This window comes from Campylobacter sp. RM12637, assembly GCF_020137645.1.
Lineage (GTDB): Bacteria > Campylobacterota > Campylobacteria > Campylobacterales > Campylobacteraceae > Campylobacter_E.
Genome location: NZ_JACGAV010000007.1, coordinates 19,504 through 41,187, shown reverse-complemented (window position 1 = coordinate 41,187; position 21,684 = coordinate 19,504). Strand labels below are relative to the sequence as shown.

19 protein-coding genes and 1 tRNA gene are annotated in these 21,684 nt (G+C 27.5%); 12 read left to right on the top strand and 8 right to left on the bottom strand.

Going from position 1 to position 21,684, the window contains the following annotated elements:
* Positions 1-27 precede the first annotated feature (27 nt).
* The 8 genes from AVBRAN12637_RS05135 (at position 28) to AVBRAN12637_RS05100 (ending at position 8,601) form a co-directional block, all read left to right on the top strand.
* A tRNA-Phe gene (locus AVBRAN12637_RS05135) sits at positions 28-103 on the top strand.
* A 103-nt stretch (positions 104-206) separates the two neighbouring features.
* A complete protein-coding gene (gene rsmA, locus AVBRAN12637_RS05130; protein ID WP_214117348.1) occupies positions 207-974 on the top strand; it encodes a 16S rRNA (adenine(1518)-N(6)/adenine(1519)-N(6))-dimethyltransferase RsmA in 768 nt (255 codons plus the stop codon).
* Positions 964-2,868 carry a ribonuclease J gene (locus AVBRAN12637_RS05125; RefSeq protein ID WP_250325130.1) on the top strand — a complete coding sequence of 635 codons (1,905 nt, stop codon included), beginning with the start codon at positions 964-966 and terminating at the stop codon, positions 2,866-2,868. The genes rsmA and AVBRAN12637_RS05125 overlap by 11 nt, the downstream gene beginning before the upstream one ends.
* 9 nt (positions 2,869-2,877) lie before the next feature.
* A complete protein-coding gene (locus tag AVBRAN12637_RS05120; protein ID WP_214117346.1) occupies positions 2,878-3,801 on the top strand; it encodes a KpsF/GutQ family sugar-phosphate isomerase in 924 nt (307 codons plus the stop codon).
* Entirely contained in the window at positions 3,801-4,565 is a 765-nt protein-coding gene (locus tag AVBRAN12637_RS05115; RefSeq protein WP_214117345.1) for a pseudouridine synthase, read from the top strand. Before AVBRAN12637_RS05120 ends, AVBRAN12637_RS05115 begins: the two co-directional genes overlap by 1 nt.
* Positions 4,565-5,731, top strand: a complete 1,167-nt coding sequence (locus tag AVBRAN12637_RS05110) for an amidohydrolase (protein WP_214117344.1) — start codon at positions 4,565-4,567, stop codon at positions 5,729-5,731. The genes AVBRAN12637_RS05115 and AVBRAN12637_RS05110 overlap by 1 nt, the downstream gene beginning before the upstream one ends.
* A gap of 77 nt (positions 5,732-5,808) precedes the next feature.
* Positions 5,809-6,411: a hydrogenase-4 component G gene (locus AVBRAN12637_RS05105; RefSeq protein ID WP_214117343.1), complete on the top strand. Its 603-nt coding sequence runs from the start codon at positions 5,809-5,811 to the stop codon at positions 6,409-6,411.
* An 822-nt stretch (positions 6,412-7,233) separates the two neighbouring features.
* Positions 7,234-8,601, top strand: a complete 1,368-nt coding sequence (locus tag AVBRAN12637_RS05100) for an MFS transporter (protein ID WP_214117342.1) — start codon at positions 7,234-7,236, stop codon at positions 8,599-8,601.
* On the opposite strand, the gene AVBRAN12637_RS05095 is transcribed toward AVBRAN12637_RS05100, so the two are convergent.
* Genes AVBRAN12637_RS05095 through glmU form a run of 7 tightly spaced genes read right to left on the bottom strand, consistent with a single transcriptional unit; the run spans position 8,598 to position 14,878 of the window.
* Entirely contained in the window at positions 8,598-9,428 is an 831-nt protein-coding gene (locus AVBRAN12637_RS05095) for a 1-aminocyclopropane-1-carboxylate deaminase (protein ID WP_336615451.1), read from the bottom strand. The genes AVBRAN12637_RS05100 and AVBRAN12637_RS05095 overlap by 4 nt on opposite strands.
* The gene (locus tag AVBRAN12637_RS05090; protein WP_214117340.1) at positions 9,429-10,454 is read right to left on the bottom strand and encodes an LptF/LptG family permease; all 1,026 of its coding nucleotides are present in this window, start codon (positions 10,452-10,454) and stop codon (positions 9,429-9,431) included.
* Positions 10,433-11,203: a prepilin peptidase gene (locus AVBRAN12637_RS05085; RefSeq protein ID WP_214149818.1), complete on the bottom strand. Its 771-nt coding sequence runs from the start codon at positions 11,201-11,203 to the stop codon at positions 10,433-10,435. The genes AVBRAN12637_RS05090 and AVBRAN12637_RS05085 overlap by 22 nt, the downstream gene beginning before the upstream one ends.
* Positions 11,193-11,864 (bottom strand): polyprenyl diphosphate synthase, encoded by a 672-nt coding sequence (gene uppS / locus AVBRAN12637_RS05080; protein ID WP_214149817.1) that lies wholly within the window; start codon positions 11,862-11,864, stop codon positions 11,193-11,195. Before uppS ends, AVBRAN12637_RS05085 begins: the two co-directional genes overlap by 11 nt.
* A complete protein-coding gene (locus tag AVBRAN12637_RS05075; RefSeq protein WP_214117337.1) occupies positions 11,861-12,436 on the bottom strand; it encodes a hypothetical protein in 576 nt (191 codons plus the stop codon). The genes uppS and AVBRAN12637_RS05075 overlap by 4 nt, the downstream gene beginning before the upstream one ends.
* Entirely contained in the window at positions 12,429-13,592 is a 1,164-nt protein-coding gene (gene coaBC / locus AVBRAN12637_RS05070) for a bifunctional phosphopantothenoylcysteine decarboxylase/phosphopantothenate--cysteine ligase CoaBC (RefSeq protein WP_214120377.1), read from the bottom strand. Before coaBC ends, AVBRAN12637_RS05075 begins: the two co-directional genes overlap by 8 nt.
* On the bottom strand, positions 13,592-14,878 hold the full coding sequence (gene glmU, locus AVBRAN12637_RS05065; RefSeq protein WP_336615450.1) for a bifunctional UDP-N-acetylglucosamine diphosphorylase/glucosamine-1-phosphate N-acetyltransferase GlmU: 1,287 nt from the start codon (positions 14,876-14,878) through the stop codon (positions 13,592-13,594). The genes coaBC and glmU overlap by 1 nt, the downstream gene beginning before the upstream one ends.
* A gap of 73 nt (positions 14,879-14,951) precedes the next feature.
* Between glmU and fliP the strand changes: the two genes are divergently transcribed.
* Genes fliP through AVBRAN12637_RS05045 form a run of 4 tightly spaced genes read left to right on the top strand, consistent with a single transcriptional unit; the run spans position 14,952 to position 20,709 of the window.
* On the top strand, positions 14,952-15,686 hold the full coding sequence (fliP, locus tag AVBRAN12637_RS05060) for a flagellar type III secretion system pore protein FliP (protein WP_214117334.1): 735 nt from the start codon (positions 14,952-14,954) through the stop codon (positions 15,684-15,686).
* 8 nt (positions 15,687-15,694) lie between these two features.
* Positions 15,695-16,951 (top strand): TolC family protein, encoded by a 1,257-nt coding sequence (locus AVBRAN12637_RS05055; protein WP_336615449.1) that lies wholly within the window; start codon positions 15,695-15,697, stop codon positions 16,949-16,951.
* An 8-nt stretch (positions 16,952-16,959) separates the two neighbouring features.
* The gene (locus tag AVBRAN12637_RS05050; RefSeq protein ID WP_336615448.1) at positions 16,960-17,691 is read left to right on the top strand and encodes an efflux RND transporter periplasmic adaptor subunit; all 732 of its coding nucleotides are present in this window, start codon (positions 16,960-16,962) and stop codon (positions 17,689-17,691) included.
* Positions 17,692-20,709 (top strand): efflux RND transporter permease subunit, encoded by a 3,018-nt coding sequence (locus AVBRAN12637_RS05045; protein ID WP_336615447.1) that lies wholly within the window; start codon positions 17,692-17,694, stop codon positions 20,707-20,709.
* A gap of 33 nt (positions 20,710-20,742) precedes the next feature.
* On the opposite strand, the gene AVBRAN12637_RS05040 is transcribed toward AVBRAN12637_RS05045, so the two are convergent.
* Positions 20,743-21,414: a hypothetical protein gene (locus AVBRAN12637_RS05040; protein WP_336615446.1), complete on the bottom strand. Its 672-nt coding sequence runs from the start codon at positions 21,412-21,414 to the stop codon at positions 20,743-20,745.
* Between the last annotated feature and the right edge of the window lie 270 nt (positions 21,415-21,684).

Below are 21,684 nucleotides of genomic sequence, written 5' to 3'. Positions count from 1 at the left end.
ATATATAATAACGGCTTTTACTTCGGTGGTTGGATAGCTCAGTCGGTAGAGCAGCAGACTGAAAATCTGCGTGTCGGCAGTTCGATTCTGCCTCTAACCACCATTTTAAATTTCCCACTTTTTATTATTTTTTTGTTTGAGAATTTGAAATAGGAATTTCAAAATAATTTTTCTATACATTAAATATTTTTTCATATACTCCCCAAATGATTAAGGCAAAAAAGAAATTCGGACAAAATTTTTTAAAAGATGAGTTAGTAAAACAGCAGATCATCCAAGCGATACCCAAAGATTTAAAAGCAAAATTAATTGAAATTGGGCCTGGCTTAGGTGATTTAACTGCTCCAATACTTAAAAGCGGTTTTAAATTAACAAGTTTTGAAATAGATGATAGTTTAATTCCTATTTTAAACGAGCGTTTTAATAAAGAGATTTTAAGTGGAGATTTTACGCTAATAAATGCTGATGTTATGAATGTAAAAATTAGCGATGAGCCTTATTTTATATGTGCTAATTTGCCGTATTATATTAGTTCTCAAATTATTATAAATGCTTTATTTGATGATAACTGCATAGGTATGCTTGTGATGATTCAAAAAGAATTAGCAGATAGATTTTTTGGGATTGATTATTGTGCTTTAAGTGTTATTACGGATTTACTTTGTGATAAAGTTAATGTTTGTGAAGTGCCACCTAGTGCATTCACTCCTATGCCAAAAGTAAATTCTAGTGTAATTAAGCTTATTAAAAAGCCTAGTTTGTTGGATAAAAAAGATTTAAAAGCTTTTAATTCTTTTATCAAGATAGCCTTTAATCAACCAAGAAAAAAAATGCTTAGTTCATTTTCAAATAAAACAAAGGTAAAACAAGCATTAGATAAGCTAGAAATTGATGAAAACAAAAGAGCTCATGAAATATCTGTTAAATCATTCTTAGAACTTTTTAAATTACTAAAGGATGAAAATGAATATTGAAGATTTAGAAAAAACAAAAGTAGCAAGAAGTTATGAAAACGCTGAAAACGAAGATGAACTTTTAGAAGAATTAGAAGAAGAAATTGACGATAAAAAAGCTAAAAAGAAAAAAAAGCGTAAGAAAAAAATCTTACCAGCTTCTTTAAAAGGTGATTTAGATTGGCAAAAAGCCTTAGCTGAATCGATGAAAGAAAACGAAAAAGCTCAAGAAAAAAGGCTATATCCTTGGATAAATTACAAAGGTAATGCAAGTGTTAAATTTACTCCATTAGGCGGACTTGGTGCTATTGGTGGAAATATGAGCGTAATTGAGTATGAAGATGAAGCTATTATTATTGATGTTGGAATGAGCTTTCCTGATGCTGATACTTTAGGTGTTGATATTGTAGTTCCTGATTTTTCTTATGTTAGAAAGATAAAAGACAAAGTAAAAGCTGTTCTTATCACTCACGCTCACGAAGATCATATCGGTGCAATGCCTTATTTTTATAAAGAATTTGATTTTCCGATTTATGCTACGCCGCTTCCACTTGGAATGATTTCAAATAAATTTAGCGAACACGGGCTTAAAGATAAATGCAAATTATTTAGACCAATTACAAAAAGACAAATTTATGAAATTGGCTCTTTTAAAGTTGAGTTTATGCATATAACTCATAGTATTATAGATAGCTGTGCATTAGCTATAAATACTCCTGCTGGAACTATTATTCATACGGGAGATTTTAAGATTGATCATACTCCAATAGATGGTTATGCTAGTGATTTACATCGTTTAGCTTATTATGGCGAAAAAGGTGTTTTATGTTTATTTAGCGATAGTACTAATAGTTACCGCGAAGGTGTAACTAAGAGCGAAAGCACCGTTGGTGGGACTTTTGATTTGATTTATTCAAGATGCAAAGGTCGTGTGATTATGAGCACATTTAGCTCAAACATTCACAGAATCCATCAAGCAATCACACACGCACTTGTATATAATAGAAAAGTTTGTATTATAGGTCGTTCTATGGAAAGAAACCTATTTACAGCAATTGAGCTTGGATATTTAAAATTTGATAAAAAGATTTTTATAAGTGCTGATGAGCTTGATAAATATCCTGATGAAGAGATATTAATAGTAACTACAGGCTCACAAGGTGAGAGTATGAGTGCATTATATAGAATGGCTACAAGCGAACACAAACATGTAAAAATTAAGCCTAATGATCAAGTAATTATAAGCGCTAAAGCAATTCCTGGTAATGAAGCAAGTGTATCAGGTGTAATTGATTTATTAATGCGTCATGGAGCAAGTGTTGCTTATCAAGAATTTAGCGAAATTCATGTAAGCGGTCATGCAGCAAGTGAAGAGCAAAAGCTAATCTTAAGACTTGTAAAACCTAAATATTTCTTGCCTGTGCATGGAGAGTATTCTCATATTAGTAAGCACAAAGCTAGTGCAATTGCTTGTGGTGTGAATGAAAAAAATATATATTTATTAAATAACGGCGATCAAATGGAGATTAGCTGGAATAAATTAAGAAGATTAAAAACCGTTAAAACAGGTAAAACTTATATAGATAATCAAGTAGATAGAGAAGTGCATGATGATTTATTAAATACTAGAAAAAATCTTGCAGAGCATGGAATAGTGCAGCTTAATCTTCATATTAATATGGGTGCAAGGACACTAAATCACGCACATATAATCAATTTTGGTTTAGTATCAAATAAACTAGCTCAAGATTTTGCAACTGATGTTAGCAATTATATTAAATTATTTATAGCTGATGCAAAAGATACTTTATTAAAGGATAAAAAGGCATTTGAACCAGCACTAAGAAATGCACTTAAGAAGTATTTTTTCAAAAAATATAAAAAATATCCGTATTTATTATTAAATATTCATTAAGGATAAAATATGCTAGAAATTGCAAAAAACATTCTAAAGCGAGAAGCCTTCGCTTTAGAAGAAGCGTCAAATTCTTTAGATGAGAGTTTTTGTGAAGTTGCTAAGATAATTAGCGAATGCAAAGGGAATTTAATCATTGTTGGAGTTGGTAAAAGTGGTATCGTTGGACGCAAAATTGCAGCTTCGTTTGCTAGTTGTGGGGTAAGGTCATTTTTTATTCATGCTAGTGAGTTAATGCACGGAGATTTAGGAAATATTTGTAAAGATGATGTGGTGATTTTAATTTCTTTTAGTGGTAAAAGCGAAGAAGTGTTAAAAATATTACCATTTTTAAATGATAGAAATGCTACTTTAATTAGCATTTCTCAAAGCAATTCTCCATTAGCAAATGCTTGTAGTTTCAATATTGCTACAAATTGTAATGAAGCAATCACAAATCTACCAGCACCTACTAGCTCAACTACTCTAACTCTAGCTTTAGCTGATGCGCTTTTAGCTTGTGTTATTAATTTAAAAGATTTTAGCGTTAGTGATTTTGGTATAAATCATCCAGGTGGAGCATTAGGTAAAAAGTATTATGTAAAAGTTAGTGATTTAATGCATAAAAACAATCTACCGATAATAAGCAAAAATGCTAGTTTAAAAGACGCTATTATTTGTATGAGCAAGGCAAGTTTTGGTTGTGCTTTATTGGTTGATAATGAAAAATTAGTTGGATTTTTAAGTGATGGGGATTTAAGAAGAGCTATGGCTAAGGATGATTTTTCTTTAGAACAATTAGCCTTAGAATATGCTAGTAAAAATCCTAAAACCATAGAAAAATCAGTTTTAGCACATAAGGCGTTTTCTTATATGAAAGAAAACAAAATATCAATTTTAGTAGTTCTTGAGAATGAAAAAATAATAGGATTATTACAATTATTGGATGAGTGATGAGACTTAATAAATTTATAGCACACAATAGCAAGTATTCAAGAAAAGAAGCTGACAAATTAATAAAAGAAGGCTTAGTAAAGATTAATAACAAAGTTTGCTTAGAAGACTGGAGTGAAGTTGGAGTTGATGATAAGGTCTTTGTAAAAGGTAAAAGAATTTATAAAAAAAGTGAATTTAGCGTCATCGTATATCATAAAGATAAAGGAGAATTAGTAAGCCATAAAGATGAGCGTGGAAGAGCCTTGATATATGATAATTTGCCAAGAGATTTTAGACATTTTAATCCTGTTGGAAGATTAGATTTTTCATCAACTGGCATACTTTTATTAGTAGATAGTCCTGTAATAGCTGATTTTTTAATGCAAAGTAACTTAGAGCGTGAATATTACTTAAAAATTAAAGGAACTATCACAAAAGAAGTAATCAATGCTATGGAAAATGGACTTGAGATTGTAAATAGCTTAAAAGGAGCACACCCAAAAAGCAAAATCACAAATCTTAGTCTAAAGCCTTTTTTAGAATATGAGATTTTTGGAAGTAGTGGTGGATATACAAAACTAAGAGTTATTATTGATGAAGGCAAAAATAGAGAATTAAGACGCTTTTTTGCTGAATTTGATTTAGAAGTAGTGGAACTTAAAAGGGTTGCTTTTGGTAGGGTTGATTTGGGTGTGTTAAAGCCTAAAAAATATAGATTTTTAACCAATAGCGAATACGAAGATTTAAGAAGCTTTTTAAAAGAAAATAAGGTGTATTATTAATGAAAGAATTAAATAATTTACATAAAGAATTTATAGAGTTAAGACATAGCATACACGCAAATCCAGAGCTAGGATTTAATGAGTTTAATACCGCAAAATTAGTTGCAAATAAACTAAAAGAATTTGGTTATGAAGTTTATGAAGGCATAGGAAAAACGGGTGTTGTAGGAGTATTAAAGAAAGGAAATTCTACTAAAAGCATAGGTCTTAGAGCTGATATGGATGCACTTAGTATAGAAGAATGCACAGGACTTGATTATGCTAGTAAGAATGGCTGTATGCACGCTTGCGGACACGATGGGCATACGGCAGGATTATTAATGGCTGCTAAGTATTTAGCAAGTGCTAATTTTAATGGAACTCTTAATTTATTTTTTCAACCTGCTGAAGAATGTTGTGATAATGAAATGCTAAGCGGTGCTATGAGAATGATAAAAGATGGAGTTTTAGAACGCTTTAAGGTTGATTATATTTATGGAATTCATAATATGCCAATTTCACAGATGAAAGGCTATGAAAATAAGAAATTCTTTATGAAAAAAGGCGTAATGATGGCAGGTGTAAGTGCTTATAAAGTAGATTTTATAGGCTTAGGCGGACACGCATCGGCTCCACATTTATGCAAAGACCCAATAAGCGTTGCAAATAATTTTGTAAATGCTTTATATACTTTTAAATCTTTAGAATTAAAAGATAGCGTTGTAAATGTTACAGGCTTTCTAGCAGGGACTACAAAAGCATTTAATATAATCCCAAATGAAGCTAGTGTTATGATAAATGTAAGAGGTCTTAGCAATCAAGAGCTTGAATTTATTGATACAAGAATTAAAGAATTAGCAACAAACTTAGCAAATGCTTTTAATATAAAAGCCATAGTAAAAAGAGCTGAAAATATAAAAGCTACTATCAATAACGATGAAGCACACGAGTTAGCAAGACTTGCTGCGATTGAGAGTTTTGGTGAAGATGAATGTGAGTTTGAACACCCGCATTTAATGGGTAGTGAAGACTTTTCTGCATTTTTAGATGAGGTTAAAGGAACATATGCTTTTATAAATAACGGAGATAGTGCAAATCTTCATCATCCAGAATATAATTTCAACGATGAAGTATTGCTGCTAGCTAGTAAGTATTTTGCAAATTTAGTATTAAATTATTTAAAATAAATTTATTTTTATTAAAAAATTAAATAAATTTATTATTTAGCCGATATAAAAAAGACTATATTTAAAAGGAGAAGATTATGAATGTAGGTTCTGTTAGTAATTCAGGTTTTACGAGTGGCTTACCAAAAAGTGTAAAAACTCAAGATGATGCAAGAAATGCTATAAAAGATAATTTAAAAAATATAGGCATTGACTTAGGAGATAGGGATTTAAGTAGTATTAGTGGTAAGGATATTACAAATGCTTATATAGCACAAAGTATGCAAATTAGCTTTTCTCAATTTAATACTCAAGGAAGTATATTTAGTTTTTCAAAAAATGAAATGCAACTTAATACTTTTCTTGGAACTTTAGGTAAATTAGGTGATGGTTTTGAGAATTTACAAAACTTAACTCCTGCAAAAGCTAAAGAATTAATTAGCGAAGATGGCTATTGGGGTAGTAAGCAAACTGGCGATAGAATAGCTGGTTTTGTTCTAGCTGGTGCTGGAGATGATATTGAAAAGCTAAAAGCAGGTCGTGAAGGAATTATGCGTGGTTTTAAAGACGCCGATAAGACTTTAGGTGGTTTTAGCAAAGGATATGCTGATATTGCGAATGCTACAATTGAACGCGCTGTAAAAGCTATAGATGATAAAATAGCTGAATTAGGCGGCAATGTAGTAGATATAAAAGCTTAATTAAATGCCTATTCTTAGGCATTTAATACTTATAAATATAATTAATTTTAAAATCTTAAAAATAAATATTCTTATATTAAAACAATTTAAAATAAAAAATTTTCATACTAATTAGATAATTTAATCAATTAATTTTAGCTTTTATAATAAAGTAAAATCATTATATTTTGCACTTATAATTTATACATCATAAAACATTAATTACAAAGTAAAACAATTAAAATATATATTATGAAAATAATTTATTTTTATAAGATTTTGCTATGTATTGATTAAACATTTTATAATTTTTCTCTCTTAAGTAATTCTTTAATACTAGGCTTTATGCTATTAAATTCATTGATATAATTTTTATAAATAAATTCTATAATCTTTAAAATTTTGGTTATTAATAATATATAATAAACTTTTCTTTAAACCACCAATGTATTACATAAAACTCTTTGTATCCAACAATAATATGTAATATAGTAGATAAAAAATGTTCTACTCTATTACATAAAAAATAAAAAATGTTCTACTCTATTACATAAAACTCTTTGTATCCAACAATAATATGTAATATAGTAGATAAAAAAATGTTCTACTCTATTACATAAAAAATAACAAATGTTCTACTCTATTACATATTTTTATGTTATCAATACTTGCATATTATAAAAGTATTATTGTGTTAAAAACTATAGCTATGCTTTCAGGTTTATCGCTATATATTCATTAATATTGTAAAAATAAAAATTATTCTTTATATAGCTCAATAATTAATACTATTTTAAAACAACTTTAAATAAAATTACTATTATTTTATTTAAAGGATTAAAGATGATTTCTTTTTTAAGACCTGTCAAAAAGGATAGGGTGATTAAAGATGATGAGTTGCTAAGCACTTATTATAAGTATAGAAAACTTTCATTAAGTGGTGTGTTTGTTGGTTATATGGGATATTATTTAGTAAGAAATAATATTACCCTATCTACTCCATTAATTAAGACTGATTTAGCAGTAAATAATTCTGATATAGGTTTAATTACTGGTTCTATGCTAATTGCTTATGGTATTAGTAAAGGCGTTATGAGTGCTTTAAGTGATAAGGCTGACCCAAAAAGATATATGGCTTTAGGTCTTATTTTATGTGCGTTAATTAATGTATTATTAGGCTTTTGTAATGCTTTATATGCTTATGTAGGTGCTGTTATTGCACTTGGAGTTTTTCAAGGAATGGGCGTTGGACCTAGTTTTATTACTCTAGCTAATTGGTATCCTAAAAAAGAAAGAGGAATTTATACTGCTATTTGGAATATAAGCCATAATATTGGAGGGGGTTTGGTAGCTCCAATTATTTCTAAATCTGTTTTAATATTATCTCCTGTATTAGGGATTGCTGCAGCTGATTTTAATGCTACTTATTGGAAAGTAAATCACTTTTATGTCCCAGCAATTTTAGCCTTGTTAATTAGTGTTTATGTTTTATACGCTGTTAAGGGTAATCCTAAAAATGAAGGGTTAAAAGAATTAAACGAGATTAATAAATTAAGAGGTTATGAAGAAGATATTAAAAACTCAGCTTCAACTACTGATTTAAGTAGTAAAGAAATATTTGTTAAATATGTTCTAAAAAACCCTAATGCTTGGTATGTTGCTTGGATGGATACTTTTGTTTATATGATTAGATTTGGGTTGATAAATTGGCTTCCTATTTATCTTTTATCTGTAAAAGGCTTTAGTAAAGAGCAAATGCATACAGCGTTTTTATTTTTTGAATGGGCTGCAATTCCATCAACAATGTTAGCAGGAATTATATCTGATAGATTATTTAAAGGATATAGAATGCCACCTGCAATTCTTGCTGTTTGTATAATATTTTTTATGATTATTGGATATTTTACGAGCGATAATATTTACTACACTATATTTTTTGCAGCAGCAGCTGGGTGTTTAGTATATGTGCCACAATTTTTAGCAAGTGTTCAAACTATGGAAGTTGTTCCTGCTTTTGCTGTAGGTTCTTGCGTTGGTCTTCGTGGATTTATGAGCTATGTCGTAGGAGCTTCTTTAGGAACTATGCTTTTAGGTGCTATGGTTGATGCTTTTGGTTGGAATGCAGGTTTATATATGCTTTTATTTGCTTGTATTATGTGTATTGTGTTTTCTTTACTTTGCCACTTTGGTGCTAAGAATAAGAAATTTTAATTTATGAGATTATATTTTTTATTATAACGAAGTTCTAAATTCTTAGAACCAATTAATCCGCCTTGATGAATGTATAAGATATTTTCTTTTAGTTCATCAAGGTTTTCATAAATTGCTTTTAGACAAACGCTATCATAAAGCAAATCAAACTCAATATCGCTAATATTTTTTGTTAATATAAATAGCTCTTCATAAAGATTTGCAAAATGATATTTTCTAGCAGTTTTTAATAATTTTAGCTTGGAATTTGGATTAAGTTTGTTTATTTGTTTTACAAAATATTCATTAGCATTTACGCAAGATGCTGTAAAAACTCTAGCATTTGAAAGTGTGCTTAGATATTTTTCAAGATAAATCGCACTTGTATAAGTTCCACTTGCTAATACCACATCACAATCTAATTCATTTACGATTTTTGCTATTTCTTTTGCCATTTTATAAAAGCCAAATCTAGCATAATCTTCACAAACACCTTCGCTAATTAAAAAGCTATTATTATCATTTTTATGCAAAGTTTTTGCAAATTCTTTAGGATTATTCGCATAATAAATCACAGCGTTATTTTCTAATGCACTTTTTAAATTCCCACTAATTTCGCATCTTCTAGCACAAACAAAAGAAAAATTATAATTATTATTTTTAGTCCAGAGTGCTAGTGCTTGCATAGCATTTGATTGACTTGAGCCATAGCAGATTATGTGTTTATAAGGGAGTTTTAAGTCTTTAAATATATCTAATTTTCTTGCTTTATTGCCGTTAATTTCGCCTAATAAATCATCTCTTAAAATAATAATATTTTTATTAAAAATCTTAAGAGTTGAAAACATTTAATACCTTGATAAAATCTTTTTCCTAAAGCAAATCTTAGAAATTATTAGCGAAGTGAAAAATACAAAAGTAATAGTATAAAAATGATAATTTAAAAACATCATCATAGGAACTAGATAAATTATCAAAAACACAAGCATAGCTAAATACTCGTGGCTTTTTTCATACCTTGAGCTAATAATACTAAATGCTAGTGCGTAATGAACACTTGCAATAGGAAGTAGGCTAAGTAGGACATAGATTACTAATTCTTTTGATTTTGAAGGGGTTTTATAATCTTTCCAATAGTCTTTAAATGATTGAATATTAGTAATTTTTGAATTAATTAAGGTGCTAAAGCTAAGGTTTTTAATCTTTGCAATTTCTGTATTTTGCTTGAAATTATATAGCATTACATTGTCTAAATTAAATGTGATTTTATTATCTTCGTTTAGGATTGTTCCTTGATTAGCTAATAATATTTGTTCGTTTTTAGAATTTGTTTTTGGCAAATATAAAACAATATTTTTATAAATTCCATTCTCTAATTCATCTGCAAAATATATATAATCTCCTAATTTTTGACCAAAATTAGCATTTTTAAGATTAATTTTAGAAAAGGCTTTTTTATAATCAATAAAATTATCATATAAAGAAAAGCTAAGTGGCATTAAAACTATGCTAATTACTAATAAAACCAAACTTACTATAAAGGCTAAAAAGCTAATAAAATTAGCTATTTTTCTAGGGTTTAATCCTAGAGAAAAAAGCATAATTATTTCGTTTTCTTTAGATAGTCTTAGAATACACATAAAACAGGTAATAAAAAAGCTAATAGGAGTAGTAAAAATGATGAGTTTTACACTCATAAGAGAATATAATTTAAATAATTCATATAAGCTTAATTCTATATAAGAAGTAATTTTTGCTATTTGAAATAAGACAATGATAGAGCTTACTAAAAATAGCGTTAAAAATATTGATAAAAAAGAGCCTATGAATTGTCTAAATAAATATTTTTTAATCATTGCACATAATCTAAACAAAATTGCCCAACGCTAGGGAAAAACCATACTAAAGCAAGTCCTATGCTTAAAAATGGTATAAAAGGAACTTGTATGTTTTCCTTGCCTTTTATTCTAAGATACATAAAAACAGGCAAACTTACAACGGCTCCTAAAAATATAGCTACAAAACCAAGTTTAATTCCTAATAACGCTCCAATTAATGCCATTATTTCAATATCAGCTTCGCCCATTACTTGAATACATTCATCATCGCTTTTTGCTTTTGCATTCATTATGCTCTCTATTAAAGATTTTAGCAAATACGCACCACCTGCAAAGATTAAAGCATCTTTAAAACTACTTATTGAATGAGTATAAATTAGAGCAAAAATCAAAGTTAGCATTAAAGTAAAGCTAGGCACAGCAAGGTAGCGAACATCAATAATGCAAAGTGCAAATAATAAGCTAAATGATAATGCTAAGCAAATAGAATAAGCAAGATTTTCTAAACTACTAATATCTATGCAATATAAAAATATAAAGCCAACAATTAGCTCAATTAATGGATACTGAATGCTTATTTTACTTTTACAAAACCCACATTTACCACCTAAAACTAGCCAAGAAATAATAGGGATATTGTGATAGAATTTCAATTTGTTATTACAGCTTCCACAAGAACTTGGCGGATAAAAAACACTTTTTCTCTCAGGTAGTCTTAAAATCAATACATTTAAAAACGAGCCAAAAACAAGCCCAAATATAAAAACTAAAATACTAAACTCCACCGAAATTCCTTTTACAAATTCTATAATTTTTAATAATTTCTTTTAATTCATCTTCTTTAAAATCAGGAAACAAAGTAGGGGTAAAAACAAACTCTGCATAAGCACATTGCCAAAGTAAGAAATTTGAAATCCTAAAATGTCCGCCCGTTCTAATCAATAAATCAACATTGTTTTTAATATCTAAATATTTATTAAAATTATTTTCATCTATTTCTTCATCACTTGCTTTTAATTTTTTAAAAGCTCTTAAAATCTCATCTTTTCCGCCGTAATTTATGCCTAGATTAAAAATAATTCTTGAGTAATTTTTAGTTTTTTCTTCAAACTCATTAATTAAATTCTTAGTATCTACATCAAGAACACTAATATCTCCAAAGCTTTTAAATCTAATTTCGTTTTTTATAAAATTGTTTAATTCGCTAGATAAGTATTCTTTAAGTAATTTGAAAATAAACTCAATTTCTTCTTTAGGTCTTTTCCAATTTTCGGTAGAAAATGCAAACAAACTAAGCTCTAAAACGCCTTCTTCAATACAAGCTTTTACCAATCTTTCAATAGTTTTTGCACCTGCTTTATGCCCGAAACTTCTTAATAAACCTTGATTTTTAGCCCATCTGCCATTACCATCCATAATGATTGCTAAATGATTTAACTCGTTCATAAATTTCCTTTATAACTAAGGCTAAAAAAATCATCTTTATAAGTAGTCAATTCTACATTTTGCGAATATTCAAAGCAGATTTTTTGAACCTTAGAAAAGCTAGTTAATATTTTATTATCATTTAAAAAAAGGCTTAATTTAGCAAAAACATCATAATAAATTGCTAATTCATTTTTTTTCTTTCTATATTCAATTAATATAGGTTTTCCTTCAAGCAAACAAGGTAAATATAAAATATCTTCATTCAAAGCAAAAAGCATTGTTTTATAGCATTCATAATCTGATTTTTGATTTGTTTGGATTAATGAATTAATTAGCGTGTATTTAAAATCATCTCTAAAAGCGATTTTTAATAACTCAAAACAATCATAATCAATATAGGCAAAAACCTTATCAGCTTGAAGATTTTTAAAGACTAAACTATCATAAATTTCAGCTAAATAATAAGTGTTTGGCTCTAAATTAATGTTTGATTTTGTGGTTAATTCTTTTTTACCAATTAATAATTTGTAGCGATTAAACATTAATTTATCAATTACTTTAAACTTAATTGGCAAAACATCATTAAACATCAGCTTTTACTCTATCAAAAATAATTTTTGCTAAGTTTTCTTTAGTATCAAAATACCCTTCACTAATGCCTGAATAATCACAGAAAAATATCTCGTTTTTACTTGAGCCAAATTGAGTATGTTCTCCTAAAATATTAAGACATAATAAGCTTAAACCTTTATTTACTAAAGCTTTTTTTGCATTATCATAGGCAGTCTTTTCATCACACTCTAGCTTAAAGCCGATTTTTTTACCCGAAAAATTAAAAGTAGCTAATAAATCATCATTAGGTCTTATTTTGATATTAAATTCTTCATCGAATTCATCTCTTTTTATTTTTCTTTCTTGTTTGATAGGGATAAAATCACTAACTGCAGCACACATAAATAAATAATCAAATTCTTTATAATCTTGCATTAAGGTTTTTAATTCAGCACTTGTATCGTAGCTTAATTGTGTGAAATTTTCATTTTTAATCTCATCACATCTAGCCTTTAAATACACCACATTTGCACCCCTTAAATAAGCTTGTTTAGCTAGTGCATCTGACATAGTTCCACTTGAATAATTTCCTATATTTCTTACTAAATCAATGCTCTCACGAGTGCCGCCGCCTGTTATTAAAATATTTTTTCCCATATAGAATTTATCTTTATAAATTTCTCTTAAAGTTGCTAGAAAAATATCTTTTGTATTAGCTAAAGCTCCTATTCCAAATTCTTTACAAGCTAAGGTTTTGCTAATTGGCTTTACTATTTTTACACCTAAACTCTTTAAATATTCTAAGCTTTTTTGTGTTTGACTTGCTAAATACATATTAGTATTTGCTGCAGGTGCTATTATTAGTGGTTTGTTTGAAGCAATTAAGGTGCTTAAAAATACATTATCACAAACTCCATTAGCTAGTTTATTTATTGAATTAACACTAGCAGGAGCAAATACAACAGCATCACAATCTTTTGAAAACATTATGTGATTTTTATCATTTTCCCAGCTTTCATTCTCACTTGTTAAAACGCTCTCGCATAATGCTTCATAAGCTAATTTATTTACGAATTTCAAAGCCCCATCACTTAATAAAGCTTTTACTTTAATTCCTTCTTCTTTAAACATAGAAATTAATTCAAAGCTTTTATAAAAGCTAATACTTCCACTAACACATAATAATACTTTCATTAAAAATCCTTAAAATTATTAAAAATCACGCCTTTATTACGCTCTATAAATAAATCTTTTGCTTTTAATTTAACAGCGTCTTTATTGCTAATCGTGCTACCTGCTGCAATTAAAGTATCGCTAGGTATGTTAATTGGTGCTATTAGGTTTGAGTTTGAGCCTATGAAGACATTTTTACCGATTTTGCTTAGGTGCTTGTTTTTGCCATCGTAATTACAAATTATCACACCACAGCCAATATTTACACCGCTACTAATCTCACAATCTCCTAAATAAGCTAAATGACCAGCTTTTACATCTTCTAATTTTGCATTTTTGCATTCTACGAAATTACCGATTTTACTATCTTTAATAACGCATTTTGGACGAATTCTAGCCATTGGCCCTATGCTTGAATTAATTATCTCACTATTTTCTATAACGCTATTTGCTAAGATTTTTGAGCTTTTTATAATAGAATTTGCCTTAATCACAACTCCGCTTTCAATCTCACAATCATTGCTAATTTGTGTATCAAGCTCTATGAAAATACTATCTTTATTATGCATAACAACGCCATTTATAAGCAATTCATCTTTTATTCTTTTTTGCATAATTTGCTCGGCTTGTTCTAAATCTAATTTATTATTAATACCTAAAAACTCAATCTCATCAAAGGTGCATTCACTAACGCTTATTTTATCATCTATAGCCATTTTGATAATATCAGTTAGATAATATTCTTTTTGAGCGTTGTTGTTGTTTAGCTTAGGAATGTAAGTTTTTAATATATCTTTACTGATTTTATAAATTCCAGCATTACATAAAGTGCATTTTAATTCTTCATTGTTTGCATCTTTTGTTTCTACAATTTTACTTATTTTATCGTTTTCTTTAATCACTCTTCCGTAAGAATTAGCACTATATTTATTAAAAGTGCTTAAAACTATTTTAGAATTTGTATTAGCTATAATTTTTAGACTATTTTGTGTGATTAAAGGCATATCAGCATTTAAAATCAACGCTTCTTCGTATTTTGGCTCATAATTTATTAAAGCCCCGCCTGTGCCTTTATGATTTTGCATATCTTGATATATATATTTTAAATTAGAATAATCTTTTAAATGCTCTTTTATAGCGTCTGCTTGATGGTGTAAAATTAAAGTTATATCATCACTAAGTTGCAAAGCATTTTCAATAATAATTTTAATTAAAGATTTCCCACAAATTGTATGCAAAGGTTTTGCTAAATTACTATTCATTCTAGTGCCAAAACCAGCTGCTAGTATTACTATGCTTAATTTCATATTTTTCCTTTAGATTTTAAGAAAATGTTAGCAAGTTTTGGATAACATTTTTAAAAACTATTTAAGGAAATTAGTGAAAAAACTATTGCTTTTATTATTGTTTTCAGTGTTTATTTACGCTGATACTCCACTTAGCGTTCCTACATTAAATCTAAATCTAAGCGCACCAGAAACGCCTAGCCAATTAGTAACTACTTTAAATGTAGTCATAGTTTTAACTATATTAGCTTTAGCTCCTAGTATTATATTTGTATGCACTTCGTTTTTAAGATTAGTTATAGTGTTTTCGTTTATGAGACAAGCTATGGGAACACAAGCAATGCCGCCTAATACAATTTTAATATCTTTAGCACTTGTGATAACTTTTTTTATAATGCAACCAGCTGCTAATAAATCTTATGAAACAGGAATTAAGCCTTATTTGGAAGAAAAAATAGGCTATGAAGAAGCATTTGCATTAAGTGTTAAGCCGTTTAAAGAATTTATGCTTAAAAATACTAGAGAAAAGGATTTAGCACTATTTTATCGCTTAAGAAATATTGATAATCCTAAGAGTATTGATGATGTAGATTTAGTAACTTTAGTTCCTGCTTTTATGATTAGTGAATTAAAAACTGCATTTGAGATAGGATTTTTGCTATACTTACCTTTTTTAGTAATTGATATGGTTGTATCATCGGTATTAATGGCTATGGGTATGATGATGTTGCCGCCGGTTATGATATCTTTACCATTTAAAATTCTAATTTTTGTCTTAGTTGATGGTTGGAATTTATTAATTGGTAATTTGGTTAAAAGTTTTACATAGGAAAAAATATGAAAAAATTATCTTTAATTTTATTAAGTCTTAGTTTGCTGAATGCAACTAGCTTAAAAACTATGCTAGAAAGTATTGAGAATAATGAGCAATTAAAAGCTAAAAATTATGAAACTTTAAGCAAAGAAGAAAGTGCAAAAAGCGTAAAATACAAATACTATCCTAGTGCTACTTTACAAGTTGGATTTGTTAGTTTTGATTATGATAGATATATAATAAATCCAAATAATTTAACAAATGTAAGTGTAGCAATAGATGCTTTAATTTATGATGGTAAAAGAAATTCTAATATAAATCTTGCGAAAAAAAATCACGAATTAAGTCAAATTGAATTAGAAAAGGCTAAAAATGAATTGGAATTTAATTTAACAAGTTTATATTATTCTTATTTAGCTTTAATGGAAAATATTGAATATAAAGAGCAGAATTTAAAATATTTAAATGCAAGTTTAGATAGACTAAAAAGTCTTAATAAAGTAGGTTTAAGACCTAATGATGAATTAGAAATCTTTAATGCAAAAGTTGAATCAAATAAAAGTGAATTAAGTTCTTTATATTATCAAAAAGATGAGATATTAAGTAATATTTATTTGATAACTAATAATAATTTTATTCCTACAAAAGGCAGTGCTATTTTGTATGAAGATAGCATTAATAAATCTTATGATATTAAAATCGCTTCTTTAAAAGAAGAAATGAGTGAACTTAATAAGGATTTATCACTAGCACCATTTAAGCCAACAATATTTTTAAAAAATGTTATGGGATTTTCAAAAAATAATTTTAATTATTCTTTATATGCTCCTTTTGATATGATAGTAAAAGAAAGAGTAAAAGAAAAAATGTTTTCAAATATATTTATGCTGGGTTTGTCTTGGAATATTTTTTCTTTTGGAGCTGATAAAAAAGCTTATGAGAGTGCAAAACTTAGTAATTTAGCTGCTAAAGAAATGAATATATATAGCAAAAAATCAGTTAGTGAAAAGGAAAAGCTATTAATTCAAAAAATTGCATCTATACAAGAAGAAATAAATGCTAATGAAAAGCTTTTAAATGCTAGCAAAATTGCTTATGAGAGTATTGCTAAAAAATATGAAGCTGGACTTGTTGGATATGTTGAATATTTAAATTCTTTAGAAACTATGCAAGGAGCTTTGGCGAAGCTTAGCTTAAGTAAAGCTAAATTTGAAATATCTAAGGCAGAATTATTACTTGCTAAAGGTATTATTATTAAAGATTTTGTAATTGATTTATAGGAGAAATATTGAAAAAATTATTATTTTTGTTAATTAGTCTTAACTTATTTGCAGATTCTGTTTATGCAAGTTTTGATGTTGTTGCTCAAAAAAGTGCTAAATTATCATTACAATCATTTGGAATAGTAAATAAAATAAATACAGATATAGGTAAAAAAGTAAAAAAGAACGATATTTTACTAGAGCTTGATAGCTCAATTGAGCAAATTGGCTTAGATGATGCTAATGTTCAACAAAAATTAGCAAATGAAGCTTTAGTTTTAGCAAATACAACGCTTAAAAGATACGAACAAGTAAAATCAGTATTAAACGAGCAAACAATAGATGAAATTAATTTTAAGAAAAATGAAGCAGAGCAAAAATTAAAATCAGCGAAAATATCTAGTAAAAAATATGAAACTTTAATAAATCAAAAAAAGTTAAAAGCTCCGTTTGATGGGGTAATTACAGCAAAATATATTGAAGTTGGAGAAGGGGTTGCAAGTCCTGTGCAGCCTTTATTTGTTTTAGATAGTTACCCTGAAGTTAAATTACTTTTAAGTTTTGATGAAAAATATTCTGATTTAGTGAAAGTAGGGGATATTTACGAATATAGTATAAATGGTTTAAAGATGAAAGGGGTGATTAGCAAAGTTTATCCTAATATAGATGGCAAAACAAGAAAAATTTATGCAGAAGTCTTAGCAAATGATATACAAATTGGTTCATTTGGTGACGGATATATTATAACAGGTGAATAAATGTTAAAAATTGCAATAAATAGACCAATTACGATTTTAATGGCGTTTTTAGGATTATTTATTTTTGGTATTGTATCTATATTTACTATGCCAATTAACTTATATCCTAATGTTGATATTCCGCTTGTAAAAATTACAACATTTGCAAATGCTGATTTAAGTTATGTAGAATCTCAAATTACTAAAAAATTAGAAAATCAAATCTCTGGTGTTAGCCAGATAAAAAGAATTAGTTCAAAAAGTTTTAATAACCTAAGCGTAATAGTTGTAGAATTTGAACTAGGTAAAGATTTAGAAATAGCAGTAAATGATATTCGTGAAAAAATATCAAAAATGAAATTAGAATACCCACCAAGTGTTGAAAAGGTATCATCAGATGCAGGTGCTGTAATGAGTATTTTTATATCATCTAAGGATTTAAATGATACTGATTTAATGCAATTAATTGAAGATGATTTAGAAGGTGATTTTCAGCGTATAAAAGGCGTTGGAGAAGTTAAAATGGTAGGGTATTTAAAAAATAATATCAAAATTGATTTGAAATTAGACGAATTAAATAAATACCATATTAACTCTTTAGATGTGGCAAAACTGATAAAAATGCAGAATTTTAAAACCTTTTTAGGAAGTATTGAAAATGAAGCAAAAAATATAACTATTAAAGGTTATTTTGATTCAAATAATATAGAAGAATTAGAACAATTAAGAATAGCTCCAGGAGTATTTTTAAAAGATGTAGCAGATATTAACATAGGCTATACTTCAAAAGATAGTTATGCTTATTTTAATGGGGATAATGGTATATTAATTGAACTTAAAAAAATCACTGGTCAAAATAGCTTAGATGTAGCAAAAAACATAAAAGAAGCTTTAAAAGGTATTGCAAGTTATCATAAAAATATAGAATTTGATGTTGTATATGATAAATCAGAAAATATCACAAAACATATTAAACAAGTTGTATTTGATATGTGCTTGGGGGTTATTTTAACAATTTTAATAGTATTTTTATTTTTAAGAAATATTAGTGCTACTATTATTGCTAGTATTGCAATTCCTACTTCAATTATTTCAAGTTTTTTTCTAATTGATTTATTTGGCTATGATTTAAATCGCTTAACCTTAATAGCGCTTACTTTATCTATTGGTATATTCGTAGATGATGCAATAGTTGTAATTGAGAATATTAGTAAAAAGATTAAAACAGAAAAAAATGCTTTATATGCAAGTTATGCAGGGATTAAGGATATTGCTTTTTCTGTTTTTAGTATTAGTATAGTTTTATTATGTGTATTTATTCCGATTTCGTTTATGAATAGTATATCTGGGTTGTTTTTTAATGCCTTAGGAATGAGTGTTGCTTTTGGGGTAATTATTTCATTTTTAGTTTGTGTGTTTTTAGTCCCAACTATTAGTGCTAGATTTTTAAATACAAACGAAAGTAAATTCCACGATAAAACAGAGATATATTTTGCTAAATTAGAACAATGGTATGAAAATACTCTTGATACTATATTAGAGTATAAAAAGATTTTTATAGGTATTATTTTTGTTGTATGTGCTTTATCTTTTTCTTTAGCACCTAAAATAGGACTTGACTTTTTACCTATGGAAGATGATAGTGAATTACAAGTCCAAATAGAATCTAAAAAAGATGTATCAATAGATGTTATGGAAGAAAAATCTTTAGAAGTTTTAAAGCAAATTAAAGAAAATCAAAATGTTGATTATGCTTATATGCTAGTTGGCTACGATGATGCAAAAGATAGAAAAAAATCTAAAATATATGTAAAATTAAAGCCATTAAATGAAAGAGATGCAAGACAAAAAGAAGTAGTATCTAATCTAAGAGATAGTTTGAATTTAAAAGAATTTAAAATCAAAGTTTTAGAAATACCTAAATTTGAAGGTGCAGGTATTGATGAGCCAGTTCAGTTTGTATTATTAGGCGATGATTTTTCTTCTTTAGTAAGTGCTAGTAGAAGAGCTAAAAATATATTAAATGAGTTAAAAGGAGTAGTTGATATTAGTGATGATATTGATGCTTATGCAGATGTTTTAGCTATTTATATAGACAAAGAAAAAGCAAGAAAATTAAATGTAAATACCCAAGATTTAGCAGCAATAATTCAAACTTCTTTCGCCCACGCTAATGTTGGGGTTTTAGATGGTTTAAAAGATAGTAAAGATATATATATTCAACTTGAAAAAGTATCTAAAGAAGATATGAAATCACTTGAAAAAATACAAATAAAAACTATGGATAATAATATAATTAGCCTATTAAATGTTGTAAATATTAAGCTAATTAAGGATAGTAGTAGTATCAATAGACTTAATAAAACTCGTTCTGTAAAAATTACTGCAGGAGTTGATAGGGTTTCTTTAGATGAGGTAAAAACAAAACTAGAAACTAATATGAATAAAATTATTCAAAATACTGGTTTAAGATATACATTTACTGGTTTTATTGACCTTTTAGAAGAAACCATAATTGGTTTTGCTATGGTTATGATTTTATCATTTTTATTAATTTATTTAGTATTAGCAGCTCTTTATGAGAGTTTTGTTGTTCCATTTGTAATAATGATTACAATGCCACTTGCTTTTGCTGGAGCTTGTATTGGTCTTTATTTGACAGGCAATACATTTTCTTTATTTGTTTTGGTTGCTCTTATTTTGTTATTTGGAATGGTTGGCAAAAACGCAATTTTATTAATTGATGTTGCAAATAAATTATGTGATAGTGGAGTAGGGGTTAAAGAAGCTCTTAAAATAGCTGGCAAAAGTAGAATTAGAGCGATATTAATGACTACGATTGCTATGATTTTTGCAATGCTACCTTTAGCTATTTCACACGGAGCTGGTTATGAGAGTAATTCTCCTATGGCAGTTGCAGTAATTAGTGGTCTTATTAGTTCAACCATATTAACACTTTTTGCTATTCCTGCAATTTATGAAGTATGCTATAAATTAGATAGAAAGTTAAAAAGAATTTATAAAAGAGATTTAATTTAAGGTTTTTTATCTTTTGGATAAAAAACCTAAGTTTTAAAATGAATAGCCTAATCCTATTCCAAAATTAACGCCTTTACCTACTAAGTTATTATCATAACCTACTTTTATTTGAGTGTAAAATCCATTAAGTTGTTTTGAAATACTATAACCTAATGATATATCTCCTGATAGGGCTGATTTTTCTTTTATATTATTGTTTGTGTAGTGTTTGGCAAATAATCTCATTCCAAGTATTAAATTGCTGTCCAAATACGATTTAGCAGCAATTCCTAGCATTAATAGATTTGATTTTAAATTCTTATTAAAATTAGCGTTTTTTATAATATCACTACTTAAATTATAGTTAGCCTTTTCATATCCTACACCGCCTAATAAAGAAAGCGATATATTGTAAATATCATTATAAAATCCATATCCACCTAAAGCTGTGAAATTATATAAATCAATATCAGTTTTGCTTCCTTGGTTGCCTATAAAAAACCTTGAATATATATTAAAATGGCTAAAATCTATCCCACCTACAAAATCATTATCATAATTATCCATTTTGTATAAATATACACTTGCGTTTAAGGTGTTAGATAAATCATTGTCAAAAATATTATTTTTGTCTTTAATACTTGCACCTAGAGTGTTAAATTCTATAAAAGTTTGAGATATTAATAAATTGCTACAACAAAGTAAAGAAAAAATGATTTTTTTCATAAAAACTCCTTAAATAATTTATACAAATAATATTTGCATAGGTAATTATATTTTAAATATTATATCTATGGATAATATAAATAATAATTTTTATTAATTAGTATTTTTATTAAATAATAAAGCTTTTTTGATTTATAAGATACAATTTTAAATTCTTTTAAGAAAATATAAATATTTATGATAATTTTAAGTCTTTATTATAAGTAGTATATTTTGTAGATAAAAATAAGGCTTTAGGTAATTTTTGTGATTAAGCATATTAAATCATAT